Origin of the sequence: Flavobacterium sp. MR2016-29, from assembly GCF_015350695.1 — a bacterium.
Taxonomy (GTDB): Bacteria; Bacteroidota; Bacteroidia; order Flavobacteriales; family Flavobacteriaceae; genus Flavobacterium.
In genome coordinates this window covers 125,021-142,112 of the sequence record NZ_JADKPU010000001.1, presented here as the reverse complement: position 1 = coordinate 142,112, position 17,092 = coordinate 125,021, and the positions used below count along the sequence as shown (strand labels likewise).

The 17,092-nt window shown below is 33.0% G+C and carries 16 protein-coding genes; 10 read left to right on the top strand and 6 right to left on the bottom strand.

The window, feature by feature from the left end; genetic code table 11:
* Positions 1 to 53: 53 nt before the first annotated feature.
* Entirely contained in the window at positions 54 to 1,283 is a 1,230-nt protein-coding gene (locus IR010_RS00675) for a multidrug effflux MFS transporter (protein ID WP_194600718.1), read from the top strand.
* Positions 1,284 to 1,359: 76 nt separating this feature from the next.
* Here IR010_RS00675 and IR010_RS00670 read toward each other — a convergent pair whose 3' ends face one another.
* The 4 genes from IR010_RS00670 to IR010_RS00655 form a co-directional block, all read right to left on the bottom strand.
* Complete coding sequence (locus IR010_RS00670) at positions 1,360 to 2,619, bottom strand: NAD(P)/FAD-dependent oxidoreductase (RefSeq protein ID WP_029270262.1); 1,260 nt, start codon at positions 2,617 to 2,619, stop codon at positions 1,360 to 1,362.
* 84 nt (positions 2,620 to 2,703) lie between these two features.
* On the bottom strand, positions 2,704 to 4,038 hold the full coding sequence (locus IR010_RS00665) for a DEAD/DEAH box helicase (RefSeq protein ID WP_194600715.1): 1,335 nt from the start codon (positions 4,036 to 4,038) through the stop codon (positions 2,704 to 2,706).
* 102 nt (positions 4,039 to 4,140) lie between these two features.
* The gene (locus tag IR010_RS00660) at positions 4,141 to 5,682 is read right to left on the bottom strand and encodes a DEAD/DEAH box helicase (RefSeq protein WP_029270266.1); all 1,542 of its coding nucleotides are present in this window, start codon (positions 5,680 to 5,682) and stop codon (positions 4,141 to 4,143) included.
* A 108-nt stretch (positions 5,683 to 5,790) separates the two neighbouring features.
* Positions 5,791 to 6,324 carry a DUF6155 family protein gene (locus tag IR010_RS00655; protein ID WP_029270268.1) on the bottom strand — a complete coding sequence of 178 codons (534 nt, stop codon included), beginning with the start codon at positions 6,322 to 6,324 and terminating at the stop codon, positions 5,791 to 5,793.
* Positions 6,325 to 6,427: 103 nt separating this feature from the next.
* Between IR010_RS00655 and IR010_RS00650 the strand changes: the two genes are divergently transcribed.
* The 5 genes from IR010_RS00650 (at position 6,428) to IR010_RS00630 (ending at position 10,182) form a co-directional block, all read left to right on the top strand.
* Positions 6,428 to 6,715 carry a DUF3817 domain-containing protein gene (locus IR010_RS00650; protein ID WP_029270270.1) on the top strand — a complete coding sequence of 96 codons (288 nt, stop codon included), beginning with the start codon at positions 6,428 to 6,430 and terminating at the stop codon, positions 6,713 to 6,715.
* Positions 6,708 to 7,964, top strand: a complete 1,257-nt coding sequence (locus tag IR010_RS00645) for a mechanosensitive ion channel family protein (RefSeq protein ID WP_194566104.1) — start codon at positions 6,708 to 6,710, stop codon at positions 7,962 to 7,964. The genes IR010_RS00650 and IR010_RS00645 overlap by 8 nt, the downstream gene beginning before the upstream one ends.
* Positions 7,965 to 8,121: 157 nt before the next feature.
* Positions 8,122 to 8,529 carry a glyoxalase gene (locus IR010_RS00640; protein ID WP_194600712.1) on the top strand — a complete coding sequence of 136 codons (408 nt, stop codon included), beginning with the start codon at positions 8,122 to 8,124 and terminating at the stop codon, positions 8,527 to 8,529.
* 27 nt (positions 8,530 to 8,556) lie between these two features.
* Positions 8,557 to 9,132, top strand: coding sequence for a Crp/Fnr family transcriptional regulator (locus IR010_RS00635; protein ID WP_194600709.1), 576 nt, complete (start codon positions 8,557 to 8,559; stop codon positions 9,130 to 9,132).
* A 78-nt stretch (positions 9,133 to 9,210) separates the two neighbouring features.
* The gene (locus IR010_RS00630; RefSeq protein WP_194600705.1) at positions 9,211 to 10,182 is read left to right on the top strand and encodes a zinc-binding alcohol dehydrogenase family protein; all 972 of its coding nucleotides are present in this window, start codon (positions 9,211 to 9,213) and stop codon (positions 10,180 to 10,182) included.
* A 63-nt stretch (positions 10,183 to 10,245) separates the two neighbouring features.
* Here IR010_RS00630 and IR010_RS00625 read toward each other — a convergent pair whose 3' ends face one another.
* On the bottom strand, positions 10,246 to 11,988 hold the full coding sequence (locus IR010_RS00625; protein WP_194600702.1) for a DUF885 domain-containing protein: 1,743 nt from the start codon (positions 11,986 to 11,988) through the stop codon (positions 10,246 to 10,248).
* Positions 11,989 to 12,056: 68 nt separating this feature from the next.
* Positions 12,057 to 14,033, bottom strand: a complete 1,977-nt coding sequence (locus IR010_RS00620; RefSeq protein ID WP_194600700.1) for a thiamine pyrophosphate-dependent enzyme — start codon at positions 14,031 to 14,033, stop codon at positions 12,057 to 12,059.
* Between the two features lie 172 nt (positions 14,034 to 14,205).
* On the opposite strand from IR010_RS00620, the gene IR010_RS00615 reads away from it, so the two are divergent.
* The 4 genes from IR010_RS00615 to IR010_RS00600 all read left to right on the top strand — a co-directional run bounded on the left by IR010_RS00615 (position 14,206) and on the right by IR010_RS00600 (position 17,076).
* Positions 14,206 to 15,156 carry an isopenicillin N synthase family dioxygenase gene (locus IR010_RS00615; RefSeq protein ID WP_029270283.1) on the top strand — a complete coding sequence of 317 codons (951 nt, stop codon included), beginning with the start codon at positions 14,206 to 14,208 and terminating at the stop codon, positions 15,154 to 15,156.
* Positions 15,157 to 15,272: 116 nt separating this feature from the next.
* Positions 15,273 to 15,605 (top strand): translation initiation factor, encoded by a 333-nt coding sequence (locus IR010_RS00610; RefSeq protein WP_029270285.1) that lies wholly within the window; start codon positions 15,273 to 15,275, stop codon positions 15,603 to 15,605.
* 93 nt (positions 15,606 to 15,698) lie between these two features.
* The gene (locus tag IR010_RS00605) at positions 15,699 to 16,568 is read left to right on the top strand and encodes a nucleoside phosphorylase (protein WP_194600697.1); all 870 of its coding nucleotides are present in this window, start codon (positions 15,699 to 15,701) and stop codon (positions 16,566 to 16,568) included.
* A 31-nt stretch (positions 16,569 to 16,599) separates the two neighbouring features.
* Positions 16,600 to 17,076 carry a DUF4265 domain-containing protein gene (locus IR010_RS00600; protein ID WP_194566092.1) on the top strand — a complete coding sequence of 159 codons (477 nt, stop codon included), beginning with the start codon at positions 16,600 to 16,602 and terminating at the stop codon, positions 17,074 to 17,076.
* Positions 17,077 to 17,092 lie beyond the last annotated feature (16 nt).

Sequence of the window (17,092 nt, the reverse complement as noted above, 5' to 3'; positions counted from 1 at the left end):
CAAGGTAGTGTATATTTATCTTTAAACAAAATTTTAAGCAATATTTTAAGAAAATGACAACAAAAAAATATATTAAGCTCATACTTATTTTAGGTTCTTTAACAGCACTTGGCCCTTTTTCAATCGATATGTATTTACCAGGTTTTTCTGGTATTGCAAAAGACTTGCATACATCTGTAGCTAAGGTTTCGATGAGTTTATCCAGTTATTTTATTGGAATTTCTGCAGGACAATTACTTTACGGACCTTTATTAGACCGTTTTGGACGTAAAAAACCTTTATTTATTGGTTTGCTGGTTTACATTTTAGCTTCTTTGGGTTGTGTGTATGTTTCAGATATTGATACTTTTATATTGCTTCGTTTTATTCAAGCTGTTGGCAGCTGTGCAGCAACAGTTGCTTCGGTAGCCATGGTACGAGATTTATTTCCGGTGAAAGATATTCCAAAGGTATTTTCATTGTTGATGCTTGTTCTCGGGCTTTCGCCGATGTTAGCGCCAACTATTGGAGGTTACGTTACTCAAGATTATGGCTGGCATACTGTCTTTTTTATTTTAATGTGTATGGGAATCGCTATTTTAACTGCCTCACAATTAGGTTTGCCAAACAGTTATAAACCGGACACTTCAATTTCCTTAAAACCAAAACCCATTATTTCAAACTTTTTAAAGGTGTTGAAAGAACCTCAGTTTTTTACTTATGCATTTACAGGTTCAATTGCTTTTTCTGGATTATTTACATATGTAGCAGCCTCACCTATAGTTTTTATGGATATTTATAATGTTGATGCCAAAACGTACGGTTGGATTTTTGCTTTTATGTCTGTCAGTTTTATTGGTTCGAGCCAATTAAATTCGCTTTTATTGAAAAAATTCACAAGTGAACAAATGATTTTTGGAGCTTTAATTTCGCAATCAGTTATAAGTATTGTTTTTTTAGTACTCTCATTAAATGATTTACTGGGATTATATGAAACAATCGCTATGCTGTTTTTATTTTTAGCCTGTTTAGGAATCTCAAATCCAAATACAGCCGGACTTACAATGGCTCCTTTTGCTAAAAATGCAGGAAGTGCTTCAGCATTAATGGGTGCAATTCAGCTTGGTTTGGGAGCTTTGGCATCATTTGCTGTTGGTGTTGTTGTAAAGAATTCTATTACACCAATGGTTGTTATTATGGCAGCAACAACTATAATTGCTTTTATTGTTTTAAATATTGGAAAGCGATTTATTAAAGAAAAAGTAGAATTGTCTGCAGACGATAATACTGTCGTTGCGCATTAAATTTTTGATTCCAATTTTTTAATACTTTGATAATAAGATAAAAGCCAGAATCTCGATTCTGGCTTTTTTATGAAATTTAACTTCTTTTATCTGGTCTAATAATCATTCTAAGAGATTGATCTCTTGCGAAATAAGCAACCATCCAGTTATAAAAAGTATTTAATCTATTTCTATAAGTGATTAGAGAAATTAAGTGAATGAATAGCCAAATAATCCATGCAAAAAATCCTTTAAAATGCCATTTCGGACTTGGCAAATCAACTACAGCTTTGTTTTTTCCGATGATTGCCATCGAACCTTTATCATTATAAGCAAATGGTTTCAAAGGCTTGTTTTGAACTAAAGCTTTAAAGTTTTTTGCTAAATTTAAACCTTGCTGGATCGCAACCTGTGCAACTTGCGGATGTCCGTCAGGAAAATTTTTGTCTCCCGCGGCTATTGCTGTATCACCAATAGCATAAACATTTTCTAAACCGTTTACTTTATTATATTGATCTGTTGCCATTCGCCTGCCTCGTCCATAACTTTCTTTTGGAATTCCGTCAAAAAGTTTTGCTGAAACTCCAGCTGCCCAAATTAAATTTTTAGTTTTAATTGTTTCACCTCCTTCAAAAAATACGGTATCATCTACATAATCAACAACTTTAGTGTTTAGTTTTACGACTACACCTAATTTTTTCAACGCTTCTAAAGTATCTTTTTGAGATTCTTTACTCATCGGAGACAATAAAGCATCTCCTCCATCGACTAAATAAACATTACTTGCTGATGTTTCTAATTCCGGATATTCTTTAAGAAGAATGTTTTTTCGCATTTCGGCAAACATACCCGAAACCTCTACTCCTGTTGGTCCTCCTCCAGCAACAACGATCGTTAATAATTTACGACGTTTGCGAATATCTTTTGTAATAGCGGCTTTTTCAAGATTTTTAAGTAACGTATTTCGCATTTCGATGGCATCATTTAAGGTTTTCATCGGAATTGCGTTTTTCATCACGTTTTCCATACCAAAATAACTGGTTTCAGCGCCAGTTGCAAAAACCAAATAATCATAAGACAATTCGCCATTGTTTAGAATTATTTTATTTTCAGCGGGAACTACAGAAAGTAATTCCCCTAAACGAAACTGTAGATTTTTTTTGCCTGCAAAAAATTTTCTAAAAGGATAACTGATACTTGAAGGCTCTAAAAAAGCCGTAGCAACTTGATATATAAGTGGTGGAAAAAAATTGTAATTGTTTTTGTCTACAAGTGTTACCTGTATCTGAGGTTGGTCTACAAGTTCTTTTGCTAGATTTATTCCTGCAAAACCTCCTCCTATAATGACTATATTCATAGATGCTGTCTCTTTAAATAGGTTTTATAAAATAATACCTTATAAATATACAACATTAAAATTCAAAGACAAAAGTTACAATTATTACTTTTTGAATTTTTTAACAGGTTTTTCAGTCACTTCAACTTTGTTTTGCAAAACGTAGTTAGCCATCAATTTTTCAATTAATTCATCTTTAGTAAGATGATGAAAAACTGTTTTAACTTTTGTTTTTAAATCTGCCGAAATATCATGGTTTGGCTTTGTTTTGAAGATTTGTTTCGCCCATAAAAGCGTATTGTTTTCTTCTAAACTTACTAGAGAAGGCTTTTTAAATTGCGTAAATTTCAAACCTAATTCTCTTTCAAATTCAGGGATTTCATTTACTTCTTCCTCTTGTAACACAGTTAATGCAAGACCCTTAGCTCCTGCTCTTGCTGTCCTTCCGCTTCGGTGAACATAAGTTTCGTAAGTGTCAGGCAAATGATAGTTTACAACATAAGAAATCTCTTTAACGTCGATTCCTCTTGCAGCTAAATCTGTTGCTACTAAAATATTGATGTGGCCTTCACGAAATTGCTCCATGATTCTGTCACGAATTCCTTGTGATAAACTGCCGTGAAGCGCTCCCGAAGAAAAACGGTTTATAGCTAAATTTTTAGCCAATTTATTTACTGCAGCTTTAGTTTTGCAGAAAATAATACCGCGTTCTCCATCTTTTGAATTTAAAAAATGCATTAAAACATCTAATTTTTCAATTGGATCTACAACAATGTATTCGTGATCAATTCCTTGATTTCCAACAGTTTCCATATTGGCACTAACCTGAATTACATTTTTGTTTAAGTAATTCTGAATCAGTTGCTTGATTGTTCCTGGCAAAGTTGCTGAAAACAATAATGTTCGATGTTGTTTAGGAAGTTCAGCAACAATTTCGTCTAAACTTTCTTTTAAAATCGAAACCATTTCATCGGCTTCATCTAAAACTAAATATTGTGTTTGTTTTAAGTCGATTGCTTTTCTTTGAATCAAATCAATCAAACGTCCTGGCGTTGCTACTACAATGTGCGTTGGCGAAGTTAAACGTTCAATTTGTGGCTTTATGGGGATTCCGCCACAAGTTGAAGCTATAGAAATATTTGGAATATGTTTTCCAAAATCCTCTAAATTTTTAAATATTTGCTGACCAAGTTCTCTCGTTGGAACTAGAATTACAGCTTGTACCGTCGTTAATTCTGTATTAATTAACTGCAATAGTGGCAACCCAAAAGCAGCTGTTTTTCCTGTTCCTGTTTTGGCTAAACCAACAACATCATGATTTTCGGATAATAAAAGCGGAATTGTTTTTTGTTGAATTTCTGTTGGTTCAACAATGTTCAATTCGCTTAACGCTTTTAAAATTGGTGTTGAAATTCCTAATGATGAGAATTGTTTAGACATTTTTTATTTTTTGTTATATTTTTTATTTCAAGTTTCAGGTTTCAGGTTGTCTTTGCGTTTCATCAAACTTGAAACCTGAAACTTGAAACATTTTTTAATTTTTTATTCATCTGGTTCGTTCATGATTTTCTCACGGTATTTTTTACCGATTAGTAAAACCAATTTTAACTTATAATCGTCAACCAGCCATTCACGGTAGTTTTTACTGCATTGGCTTAAGCATTTTGCATAACGTTTAATTCGGCATTCGATATCATCATCAAGTTCTTTTCCTAGTGATTTTGCTTCTTGCAACGTTTCTGTATTATCCACACACATTGCTGCATGCTGCTCTAATGACTTATCTAAAACAACTTTAGAACGTAAATTTTGTTTGATAATCAGTTTATGCTCTTCATCAACATCAAAAGTAACATCAGCAGTTTTACTAAATTTAGCACGCAATTCTGGTGGCATACTGTATTTAAAATACATTTCAATCTCAGTATCATCACGAAGGTTTTCTAAATAAAATTCTGGAGACTTAAAGATATGCTGCCAGTTTACAGGCTCGCTCCACAATCCAAAACGTGCAGCGTTATTTCCTAAATCAATAACTGTAAACTCGTCTTTACCAGGTAATTTACGAGATCCACGGCCAATCATTTGATAATATAATGTAAGCGATTTTGTCGCTCTGTTTAAAATAATTGTTTCTACAGTTGGCTCATCAAAACCAGTTGTCAAAATTCCAACCGAAGTTAAGATCGCATCCGGAGTCTTTTTAAACCATGCCAAAATATCTTTACGTTCTTCAGAACTGCTTGTATTATCAAGGTGTCTGATATCGTAACCCGCTTCTCTAAACGTTTCATATACATATAATGAAGTATGAATACCGTTATTAAAAATCAATGTTTTTTTACCTAAAGAACGTTCTGTATATGCGTGCAAAAGTTTTTCCTGCATTAACGTATTGGTATACAAATCATCTGATGATTTTACAGTATAGTCTCCGTTAATTCCCACTTTAAGCGAAGTTAAACCAACATCATAACTATATGTAGTTGCTCTAGCTAAGAAACCTTTGTCAATTAAAGAGCTAATTGTGTCACCCACAATAAGTTCATCATAACTTTGGTGCATTGGTAATTTTATATTCGAACTCAAAGGCGTTGCAGTCACTCCAAGAATAAAAGCGTTTTTGAATGAGTTTAATAATTTTCTGAATGAATTGTAATGTGCCTCATCAATAATAACCAAACCGATATTGTCAAGATGCAGTTTTTCATCATTAATACGGTTTTTTAAAGTTTCAACCATGGCCACAAAACAAGAATAATCATTCTGATCAGGCAGCTCCTTAACTTTACTGTTGATTATTTTATTGGTAACACCAAAACCTTTCAACATTTTTGAAGTTTGCTTACAAAGTTCGATACGATGTGTTAAAACAACTACTTTTTTATCGTTATTAGATAAATAACGACGAACGATTTCGGAAAAAATCACTGTTTTTCCTCCACCTGTTGGCAGCTGGTACAATAAATGATGTTTCGAAGGAGCATTATCTAAACGTTCAAAAATGGCATCAATATCGCCTTTTTGGTATGCATAAAGTTCTTTTTTCTCTTCTCTTTCTATTTCTAAAGTGTTTTGAGACATTGTTTATTTTTGGATTTTTGCAAAAATACACCTAAAAAACAGTTATTCATCTTATTTTAACCTAAAATAAATGATTTTTTTAAATAAGATTTTTTATGAGAAGTGCTTTTATAAGTCGATTTTCTCTAAAATAGCTTCAAAATCGTACTTATTTTTCCATTTTTGCTGCATTGTCTGCTCTTGAATTGACTTAATCCGATCTTTAAATTCAGCTAAAATTCCATTTGAAATTAAAAAATTTACAGCCTGTTCAAAAGAATTAAGTATACTTTTGTAAAACAATTCTTGCTTTATAAAATTTGAAGATGAGAAAGTCTGAGCAATTTCAATATTATAAAGCATAATATCTGCAATAACAAACGGGTCAACTCCCAACATTATAAAATGTTTGATTATTTTTTGAGCCACTGAACGGCGCATTTTAGCTTTTGGTTTCCAACGAGCCCCAGGCTTTTTTATTGGAAAATATTCGTGAGAAATTTTGACTTTGCTTTCCTGCAATAATTTATCTTCTTTCGGATTAAAAACGAAATCATAATAAACTTTTACGGGACTGAATTTTTCGTACAGCTCAAGAATTTGTTCTGCAAGCTGTTCTTTATTTAATTCGGCTAAATATTTTTTTAAATCGCGTTTACTCATTATCAAAGTTTAAGAATACAAAAGTAAATTAGTTTCTTGATTCATGCTGCAAAAACCAACGATAATACTTAATTTTGCTTGTATAAACTCAAAAAAAAGATACATGCTCAAGATTTTCAAAGTTACCGCAATTTTAGAAGGAATCTCTTATTTAGTATTATTTGCTAATATGCTAATTATCAAAAACAATAATCCAGAACTATATCATACTATATTGCGACCGCTTGGAATGACACATGGCGTGTTATTTATAGGTTATCTTATATTAGCTTTTCTGCTAAAAAAATCTCAAAATTGGGATTTAAAAACTTTCGGAATCATCTTGATCGCTTCTCTTGTTCCGTTTGGGACTTTTTATATTGAGAAAAAATATCTAGAAAATAATGCATAAGCTTTTGGATAAAATATTTAACTTCTTATATCCGCTTTTTAGAGATTGGGGTATGAGCCGCAATTTTGCGTCTTATATCAGCTTAATTTTTAATATTGCCATTATGGTGGCTCTGGCTTTTGCCATATATTATGTTGCAAAATTTGTTCTAGTTACTTTGACTGCCGTTTTTGCGCAACGCACCAAAACAAAATTTGATGATTATTTAATTCATAACAAAACCACAAAATACACAGCCTATTTAATTCCGTTTTTCTTTATTTATAAAGCTGTTCCCATTATTTTGGACAAGTACGAATATTGGGAAACGCTGTTTGGAAAAATCGTTGGTATCTATATCGTCTTGATCAGTTTATGGATCATTAGAACGATTTTCAATGCTTTACGAGATTATTTAAAACAGAAGCCAGAATACAGCGACAAACCAATTGACAGTTTCGTTCAGGTTATTATGATTGTGCTCTGGATTTTCGGGGTTGCTATGATTATTTCAACTTTATTCGGAATCAAGAAGGGTGAATTATTGACCATTTTAGGAACACTTTCTGCCATTATTATACTGATTTTCAGAGATACTATTTTAGGATTTGTTTCAAGTGTTCAAGTTGCAATCAACGATATGGTTCGTATTGGCGACTGGATTACGATGGATAAATTTGGAGCCGACGGAGATGTAATCGAAATTAATTTAACAACTGTAAAAGTTCGAAATTTTGATAATACGATTACGACCATTCCAACATATGCTTTGAGTTCAGACTCTTTTCAGAACTGGCGCGGTATGCAAAAATCGGATGGAAGACGTATTAAAAGACACGTTTTGATCAAAAGCAGCAGTATTCGATTTTTGAATAATGATGATCTAAATCATATGAAAAATGTGCAGCTCATCAGTTCTTATATTGAAACTAGGCAAGCCGAAATAGAAAAGTACAACAATCTTAAAGGAATTGATAAATCATTAGCGCTTAATGGCCGAAATATGACGAATTTAGGTTTATTTCGAAAATACATTATGCAGTATTTAATGGATCATCCTGGATTGAATAAAGACATGCATATTATGTGTCGTCAGCTGCAGTCGAGTGCGCATGGAGTTCCTTTAGAAATTTATGCCTTTTCAAGCGATAAACGATGGGCGAATTACGAATATATAATGTCTGATATTTTTGACCATATAATGGCATCAGTCATTTATTTTGATCTTGAAATATTCGAACTCCCATCAAGTTTGGGGCCTTTAAAATAATTTTTTGTTTCAGGTTTCAAGTTTCAGGTTTCAGGTTTCAAGTTTCAGGTTTCAAGTATTTACCTTTAGCAGCCTGAAACTTGAAACAAAAAAACTTAAAACTTTTAATATTCTTGTTTTTTGTATCTGATTTTTTTCTAAATTTAAAAGAAAAAACATGGCAGATAGAGACACTTTTTTAAAAGAATTCAGAGGCGACACTTTAGGAACCGTTAGTGCTCAATCTTCCGCTGATGAGCTGTTCCAAAATCAGACGATCAGGCCTATTTTAAAACTTCAGAACGATTTATTTATATCAGTTTTTATAAATTATGTAAATAAAAACAAAGCAGACTTTTATTCATACACTGTTGAAAAGAAAATTCAAACGATCGAAAATTCAATTCAAAAAGATATTAAGTTCAGAAATTCTTTAAAAGGAATTATTATGGCTCTTTTTACGATTGAGGAATACGAAACTTATATTCAAAATTCTTCAAGCTTAAATAAAAGAATGATGAATTTATTGGTTGACCGATTGAAAAGTCAGGTACAGTTATTTGAGTTGGAATCGAACTCAAATTGATATCCTTTTTAAAATTTATAATTAAAAATGTTCAACCAATTCCGAGATAAATTTCCATTAGATGACGCTAAATGGATTCAATATACCAATTCATTCAATCGGCTTGAAGTTCCTGCAAAAACAGTTCTTTTAGAAGAAGGCGAAATTTCTAAAAAGCTTTTTATTATAGAAAAAGGCTGTATCAGGGTCTGGTTTAATAATAATGGAAAAGATCTTACTACGCAATTCTTTTTTGAAAATCAAAGTGTTGCTTCTATCGAAAGTTTCATGAAAAAATTTCCGAGTCCAGTTGTTATTGAAACTATTGAGCCGTGTGTTGTTTGGTGGATTCATAAAAAGGATTTGGATAAAGTTCTGGAAGAAATTAAAGAAATTCCCGAGTTAAGAGATCGTTTATTTAATATGCTTTTTCAGCGCACATTCGATTATATGAAACATTTTGTTTCATTCATAAAAGACTCCCCTACTCAGCGTTATATTAATTTAATTAAAGAAAGACCTCAAATAATTCAGCGTGTACCACAGCATTATATTGCATCTTATCTTGGTATAACTACCGTTCATTTAAGCCGAATCAAAAGTAAGTTAGTCCAAAAAAAATAATTCAATTTCATTTGATAACAAATGTTATCGCCTGCCCATAAACTGCAGTATAGTTTTGCATCATAAAATTTAATAATTATGAAAGCAGCAGTAGTTTATAAAAAAGGCGAAATGCCAAAATATGCAGAATTTGAAACGCCAGTTTCAAATAACGAAAACGAAATTCTAATTTCGGTAAAAGCAGTAGCTATTACCAATTTAGATAAAGGCAAAGCCAGCGGAGAACATTATTCAACAGAAAATGAATATAAAAACGGATTTGTAGTCGGCAGCGATGGCGTAGGTTTTTTAGATGATGGAACAAGAGTTTACGCACGTGGTATAAGTGGTACAATTGCCGAAAAAGCTATTGTAGAAAAAAACAGAATGGTTCTGCTTCCAGATGGAATAAGTACTTCAATTGCGGCATCTATGCCAAATGCAGTTGCAGGTTCTGCAATGGCGCTTCGTTTTAGAGCTGGAATAAAACCCGGAGAAACAGTTTTGATAAACGGAGCAACTGGGTTTACAGGTCAAATCGCCATTCAGATTGCTAAACATTATGGAGCAAAAAGAATAATTGTTACAGGAAGAAATGAAAAAACACTTCAAAGCCTTTTAGAATTAGGAGCTGATGAAATTGTATGTTTAAAACAAGACGATGAAATAATTGTAAATCAGCTTAAAACAATTCATGAAAATGCGTCAATTGATATTATTATAGATTATTTGTGGGGTCACTCTGCCGAATTGATTTTTGCATCTATAAAAGGTAATGGTTCATTTACGCACAAAGTTCGTTACGTTTCTGTTGGTTCTATGGCTGGTGATAGCATTCAGTTATCAGCGGGTATTTTAAGAAGCGTTGATCTTCAATTATCAGGCTCTGGATTAGGAAGCTGGACTAAAGAAGAAGTGAAATTATTGTTTTCAGAAATTCTTCCAGAAATGTTTTTGTTGGCGGCTCAAGGCAAATTAAAAATTAATATTCAGGAAGTTAATTTAGCTGATATTGAAAAAATGTGGGATACCAAAGTTCCTGACGGCAAACGCTTGGTTGTTACTATTTAAAAAAGAAAAAGGTTTGACAATTAATTTCGTCAAACCTTTTTTACTTGAAATATCTTTAAAAATCTATTCTTTAGCCAACATCAATTCTTTGATGTATTTAACTGGAGCACTTCCAAAACTTAAGAACTTTTCGTGGAATTTCTTTAAATTAAAATCTTTTCCTTGTTCTTTTTTAAGCTCTTCTCTTAAATTATAAATCTCTGTATAACCTGTAAAATAAGAACATAACTGAACTTGAGATAAGGTAACACGCTTCCACTTTCCTTCTGCCTCTGCTTGTTGCTGAAAAGCTTCTCTGGTCAGCAGTTTCATCGCATCTTCTTTAGACATGTTTTTTGTATGAACGCTGTTATCCAAAATAGTATTACAAGTGGTTCTTAAATTCCATTTATAATACATCAGCCACATTTCATCAGAATTTTTATAACCGCTTTCCAGCATCATTTTTTCAGCATAAACGGCCCAGCCTTCTACCATTGCACCATTTCCTAAAATAGATTTGATAATACTTGGCGATTGATTACTGTAAACCAATTGCGTGTAATGACCCGGAATTGCTTCGTGAATGTTTAAAATTTGAAGGATATAATCGTTGTATTCTCTTAAGTAACTTTCAGCGTTTTCGGGCGTCCATCCTGACATGCTTCCTACATTATAATAAGTATTTGCATTTTTATCATAAGGTCCAGGCGCAGATATAGAGGCACCTGCAACTCCTGCCATGTAAGCTGGTTCTTTGCGTACCACAAGCGGTTTTGAAGGATCGATATACAACAAATCTTTTGCTTTTACATAAGCTGTCAATTCTGGAATTTGTTTTTCTATTTCAGATTGAAATTTTTCTGGAGTTGTATGCTGCAACGAGATTTTATCAATTACCTGTTTGATTAAATCTAATTTATCAGTTGGTTTTGGTTCGGTTCCTTTGTATTTTGTCCAAAGCTTATCTGCCAAAACGAACATTTTATCATGGAGATCTTTTTTATGATCAACCGCAATTTTATAAATTTCATCTGCGGTATAGCCAGACTGAATGTCAAAATTGAATTTTTTAGCATACAAAGCGCTTCCTAACCTAAAAGAACGAGGCGTTTTATTTGGTAAAGCTTTAAGCCAGTCAGCATAATCTTTAATTGCTTTTATTGAAACCTTTGCCTTATTTTGAATTTCTTTTTTCTCAGTTGCGCTTAATTTGCTTTTTTCTAAAGCAGCATTTAAATCGGTTTCAAAAACAGAAGAACCGCCAATGTTTTGTGCTATGGCAAGATCAGTGTGCTCAACTGTTGGATTTTTGATGTTCTTTTTGGCCGCTTCATAATAAGCAGGAATATTATTCATTTTAATATTAAAAGCGCGGAGGCGAACTTCTAGCGAATCGTATTTTCCGTTTAAAATTTCCGCGAAAGCGCCACAAACATTATATTCTGACGGATTCCACTCAGATGATTTTAATTCTTTAATGCTGAAAATAGTTGCTTCTAACTGATTTTTAATCATTTGAAAATCAGTCTTGTTATTGTCAGACAAATTTTCAATATCATATTGTTTTAGCGAATCTAAATTTGCAGTGGCAAAATCAAGCTGTACTTTTGTGTCTTTGGCATCAGGCACAATTAAAATACTGTCATATTTGTGATAACCGGCACCAGAGGCCCAGCTTGGATTAATTTTCCATAAAGCGGTAACAAAACCATCTTTATATTTGTCAAATTTTCCGTCTAAAGCTTTACCATCATTTCCCTTAGCATTTTTATTACAAGAAAAAAGCAATGACATTGCAAAAATAGATACGAACAGTTTTTTCATAAGTTAAAAATTTATTGTTTAAAGATAAAAAAAATGCTGTTCGTGAAAAGTAATATCTTAATTTGTAATTAGTATTTCAATAGCTCCAATAAAACTTCCTCAAATCTATTTTTTGGAAGAAATTGATCTTCTAAAGCCTTAGTAAAAGGAATTGGTGAATCTAAACTGGCCACTCTTTTCACAGGAGCATCCAAATATTCAAAACACTCTTCCATAATCAAAGCCGAAATATCGCTGGCAATACCGCCAAATAAAGTATCTTCTTGATAAATAATAGCTTTTCCTGTTTTTTTAACAGAAGCAAAAATTGTTTCGGTATCTAAAGGCTGCAGTGTTCTTAAATCAATTAAATCAGCATCAATTTCTGGATATTTTGACAAAGTATCTAAAGCCCAGTGAACTGGCGCTCCAAATGCAATAATAGTTACTGCATTTCCTTCTTTCAAAACTGCAGCTTTTCCTAATGGAATTGTGTAATAATCAGTAGGAACATCTTGATAAACGCTTCTGTATAATTGCTTGTGTTCAAAAAACAAAACCGGATTCGGGTCATTTATTGACGTATTAAGCAAGCCTTTTGCATCATACGGAAAAGCTGGGTAAACCACTTTTAAACCTGGAGTTTTAGTAAACCAAGCTTCATTAGTCTGTGAATGAAAAGGCCCTGCCTGAGTTCCTCCGCCACAAGGCATACGAACGACAACATCTGCTTTTTCGCCCCAGCGGTAATGCGATTTTGCCAGCAAATTCACAATCGGATTAAAACCAGTAGAAACGAAATCAGCGAACTGCATTTCGACAATTGCTTTGTAACCGTTAATTGATAATCCCATTCCGGCAGAGACTACGGCACTTTCGCAGATTGGTGTATTACGAACTCTCTCTTTTCCAAACAGCTCTACAAAGCCGTCTGTAATTTTAAAAGCACCTCCATATTCAGCAATATCCTGACCCATTATAATTAAGTTTTCGTGGCGCTCCATTGACTGTTTTAAACTGTTGCTAATTGCATCAATAAAACGAATATTCTGTGTTACTGGATCAAAACTAACTTCTTGATAAATAAATGGTTTGTAGACATCATCTAATTCTCCGTTATAAGTAGGAACTATTTCGGGCTCAGCATTTGCAATGGTTAAATTCCAATCGATTTCTTGTTTGATTTCAGTTCGTAAAACTTCATCATATTCTGCAGTAAGAATGCCTTGATCTACTAAGTATTTTTTGTAATTATCTACAGGATCTTTAATTGCCCATTCATCCATCAACTCTTGCGGAACGTATTTTGTACCGCTTGCCTCTTCGTGTCCGCGCATTCTAAAAGTTTTAAACTCTAACAAAACCGGATGTGGATCTTCCAGCATGTGTGCTTTTAGACGTGAAAGCGTATTGTAAACTTCTACGATATTATTTCCATCAATAATATAACTGTCAATACCATAGCCAATTCCTTTATCTGCTAAATTTTCGCAAGAATACTGTTCGTTTGTTGGTGTCGAAAGTCCGTAGCCATTGTTTTCAATAATAAACATCACAGGCAATTTCCAAACAGCTGCTATATTGAGTGCTTCATGAAAATCTCCTTCGCTTGTAGCACCTTCGCCAGTAAATACCGCCGTAACTTTTTTCTCGTTTCGCAGTTTATGTGCTAATGCAATTCCATCAGCTATTCCGAGCTGCGGACCTAAATGCGAAATCATTCCTATGATATTATATTCTTGGGTTCCAAAGTGAAAACTGCGGTCTCTTCCTTTAGTAAAACCATTTGCTTTTCCTTGCCATTGCGAAAACAATCTGTGCAACGGAATATTCCTAGAAGTAAAAACGCCTAAATTTCGGTGCATTGGCAAAATGTATTCAGACTCATCTAAAACTGCGGTAACTCCTGCAGCAATTGCTTCCTGCCCTATTCCAGAAAACCATTTTGATACTTTTCCTTGACGAATTAAGATGAGCATCTTTTCTTCGATCAAACGAGGTTTAAGAATTTTTCTATATAAATCTAATAATTGAGCATCAGTAAGATTTTGTCTGTAAAAGATCATTGGTTTGTGTTTTTTAGTGTTTCAAATATAGAAAATTATAACAATTTTATCTGTTTTTGTTATAATATTTCGATTTTAATATAACTTTTAAAATTCAATTCTAAAATATTCTCTACCTTTGTTATTGAAAGGTTTTTCGACACCTTTCATCTTAAAATAAAAAATGTAAAGTATGCAAAACATTCCTAGTGTAGACTTACGTGATTTCCTTTCGGACGACCCGAAACGTAAACAAAAATTTGTAAATGAAATCGGCAGTGCATTTGAAAACATTGGCTTCGTAGCCCTAAAAGGTCATTTTCTTGACGACCAATTGGTAGACGAACTCTATAGCGAAATTAGAAAATTTTTCGCTTTGCCAGTAGAAACTAAGCATAATTATGAAATTCCCGGTATTGGCGGACAAAGAGGTTATGTATCTTTTGGAAAAGAACATGCTAAAGGACGTAAAGAGGGAGATTTGAAAGAATTTTGGCATTTTGGTCAGTATGTTGATAAAGATTCAAAATATGCTTCTGAATATCCAGAAAATGTTGAAGTTAAAGAATTGCCTAAGTTTAATGCTGTGGGTAAAGAGGCGTATCAGATGCTTGAAAAAACAGGTGTTTATGTGCTGCGAGCTTTGGCATTGCATTTAGGTTTAGATGAGTTTTATTTTGATCAATATGCTAAAGAAGGAAACTCTATTTTGAGACCAATTCACTATCCACCAATTACTTCTGAACCAGAAAATGCTATTCGTGCTGCAGCACATGGTGACATTAACCTGATTACGCTTTTGATGGGTGCTCAAGGAAAAGGACTTCAAGTGCAGAATCATGACGGAGAATGGATTGATGCTATCGCAGCAGACGATGAATTAGTAATAAATGTTGGAGATATGTTATCTAGACATACTAACAATAAATTAAAATCTACAATTCACCAGGTGGTAAATCCGCCTAGAGAATTATGGGGAACTTCACGTTATTCTGTTCCGTTTTTCATGCACCCAGTAAGCGATATGCGTTTGGATTGTCTTGAAAATTGTATTGATGCTGAAAATCCTAAGAAATTTGAAGACATAACTGCAGGCGATTATTTATATGAGCGTCTAGTAGATTTGGGATTAATTAAAAAGTAATTTTTGTAAATCCCCTCCCGAAGCATCGGGATAAAATTCCAAATTCCAAACTTTCATTGGAATTTGGAATTTAATTTTTAAAAACCTTAATAATTGGATTTCTAGAATAAAAATTTATGGACTTACAAGATCAGTTAAAAAACTTATTTCCGGATCATATTGAATCGAACGAGCCTGAAGAAGTTCAGGAACAAGATCATGTTCTTTATATTCAAAAAGAGCCCATGATCTGCAAATTCGAAAAACGAAAAGGAAAAGCAACCACAATAATCGAAGGCTACGAAGGATCTGACGAAGATTTTAAAATTCTAGCCAAAGAAATTAAAACAAAATTGAGCGTTGGCGGTACTTTTAAAGACGCATCGATTATTATACAAGGAGATTATCGCGATAAAATTATGGCTATTTTAAAAGATAAAGGATTTAAAACCAAAAGAGTTGGAGGGTGAAAGTTTCAAGTTTCAGGTTTCAGGTTTCAAGTTATTGGAATGTGAAAAAAAACTTAGAATCTCAGCATCTTAGAACTTTAGCATCTTAAAAATATGATACAAAACTCAGAATTAATACTTAACCCAGACGGAAGTGTTTATCACTTAAATCTTCGTCCAGAACATATTGCAAACGACATAATTTTTGTTGGAGATCAGAATCGTGTAGAGAAAATTACTCAGTTTTTTGATTCGATTGAATTTTCGACTCAAAAAAGAGAATTTAAAACCCAAACCGGAATTTACAAAGGAAAACGAATTTCTGTAATGTCTACCGGAATTGGCCCAGATAATATTGATATTGTTCTTAATGAATTAGACGCTTTGGTCAATATTAATTTAGAAACTCGCAAGCCAAAAGAAAAACTGACTTCACTAAATATTATCAGAATTGGAACTTCCGGTTCTTTGCAGGCAGATATTCCTGTTGACAGCTTTGTGATGTCTAAATTTGGACTTGGACTTGACAATATGCTTCGCTCCTACTTAATTGATGAAGTTTCGAAAGATGCTATCGAAGACGCTTTTATAATGCATACCAATTGGGATATTAGAAAAGGAAAGCCTTATGTAATTCCGTGTTCTGAAACATTAGAAAAAATTATAGAATCAGATAAAATATTTAAAGGAATTACAGCAACTGCTGGAGGATTTTACGGTCCGCAAGGTCGAGTTTTACGATTGAATATTCAGGATGAAGAATTAAACAATAAAATGGATAATTTTAATTTTGATGGCAACAGAATTACTAACTTAGAGATGGAAACGGCTGCTATTTACGGATTATCGTCGCTTTTAGGTCATAATGCCTTATCTTTAAATGCGATTATCGCCAATCGTGCATCAGGAACTTTTAGCGAAGATCCTTATAAAGCTGTTGATGAATTGATTGCTTATACTTTGAATAAACTGGCTCAGAAGTAATTAGATAATTAGTCAATTTGAAAATTAGATAATGGAACAGGAAACGCATAAAAAAATATTATTTAGATATTACAGCGATTTATTAGAAGATACAGTTGTAGAAACAATGTGGGCAGAAATAATAGATTTAGAGAAAGGAATTTTCAAATTAGATAACATTCCATTTTTTGGCCCTTTAATAGCAACAGAAGATATTTTCTTGGCAGAATATGATGAAGATGAAGAGCGCCTTATATATAAAAAAACGATCGAGAGTTTTGGTAATTCAATTCTTCAGGTTGTAATTTTAGAAAAAGGCTTTGATGCTGCCATAATAAAAGAAAAATTAAAATTAATTGATTGTGGATCAGAAAGTTTAAACGAAACTTTATTTGCTGTTGAAGTAAAAAAAGAGATTGATTATTCGATTGTAAAGAGTATTTTGAGCGAATATTTAACGCAGTCCATTATAGATTTTGCAGAACCTTGCCTTTCTGAAAAACACAGAGCCGATTTATTAAAAAATTAAACAACAAAACCACTTA

Bases quoted from the DNA above. Each gene is read 5' to 3' on its own strand.
- IR010_RS00660 (WP_029270266.1), bottom strand. From the start codon at position 5,682: ATGTCTCAAAACACTTTAGAAATAGAAAGAGAAGAGAAAAAAGAACTT.
- IR010_RS00630 (WP_194600705.1), top strand. From the start codon at position 9,211: ATGAAAGCAGCAGTAGTTTATAAAAAAGGCGAAATGCCAAAATATGCA.
- IR010_RS00625 (WP_194600702.1), bottom strand. From the start codon at position 11,988: ATGAAAAAACTGTTCGTATCTATTTTTGCAATGTCATTGCTTTTTTCT.
- IR010_RS00655 (WP_029270268.1), bottom strand. From the start codon at position 6,324: ATGAGTAAACGCGATTTAAAAAAATATTTAGCCGAATTAAATAAAGAA.
- IR010_RS00605 (WP_194600697.1), top strand. From the start codon at position 15,699: ATGATACAAAACTCAGAATTAATACTTAACCCAGACGGAAGTGTTTAT.
- IR010_RS00600 (WP_194566092.1), top strand. From the start codon at position 16,600: ATGGAACAGGAAACGCATAAAAAAATATTATTTAGATATTACAGCGAT.
- IR010_RS00635 (WP_194600709.1), top strand. From the start codon at position 8,557: ATGTTCAACCAATTCCGAGATAAATTTCCATTAGATGACGCTAAATGG.
- IR010_RS00640 (WP_194600712.1), top strand. From the start codon at position 8,122: ATGGCAGATAGAGACACTTTTTTAAAAGAATTCAGAGGCGACACTTTA.
- IR010_RS00650 (WP_029270270.1), top strand. From the start codon at position 6,428: ATGCTCAAGATTTTCAAAGTTACCGCAATTTTAGAAGGAATCTCTTAT.
- IR010_RS00615 (WP_029270283.1), top strand. From the start codon at position 14,206: ATGCAAAACATTCCTAGTGTAGACTTACGTGATTTCCTTTCGGACGAC.
- IR010_RS00620 (WP_194600700.1), bottom strand. From the start codon at position 14,033: ATGATCTTTTACAGACAAAATCTTACTGATGCTCAATTATTAGATTTA.
- IR010_RS00645 (WP_194566104.1), top strand. From the start codon at position 6,708: ATGCATAAGCTTTTGGATAAAATATTTAACTTCTTATATCCGCTTTTT.
- IR010_RS00670 (WP_029270262.1), bottom strand. From the start codon at position 2,619: ATGAATATAGTCATTATAGGAGGAGGTTTTGCAGGAATAAATCTAGCA.
- IR010_RS00610 (WP_029270285.1), top strand. From the start codon at position 15,273: ATGGACTTACAAGATCAGTTAAAAAACTTATTTCCGGATCATATTGAA.
- IR010_RS00675 (WP_194600718.1), top strand. From the start codon at position 54: ATGACAACAAAAAAATATATTAAGCTCATACTTATTTTAGGTTCTTTA.
- IR010_RS00665 (WP_194600715.1), bottom strand. From the start codon at position 4,038: ATGTCTAAACAATTCTCATCATTAGGAATTTCAACACCAATTTTAAAA.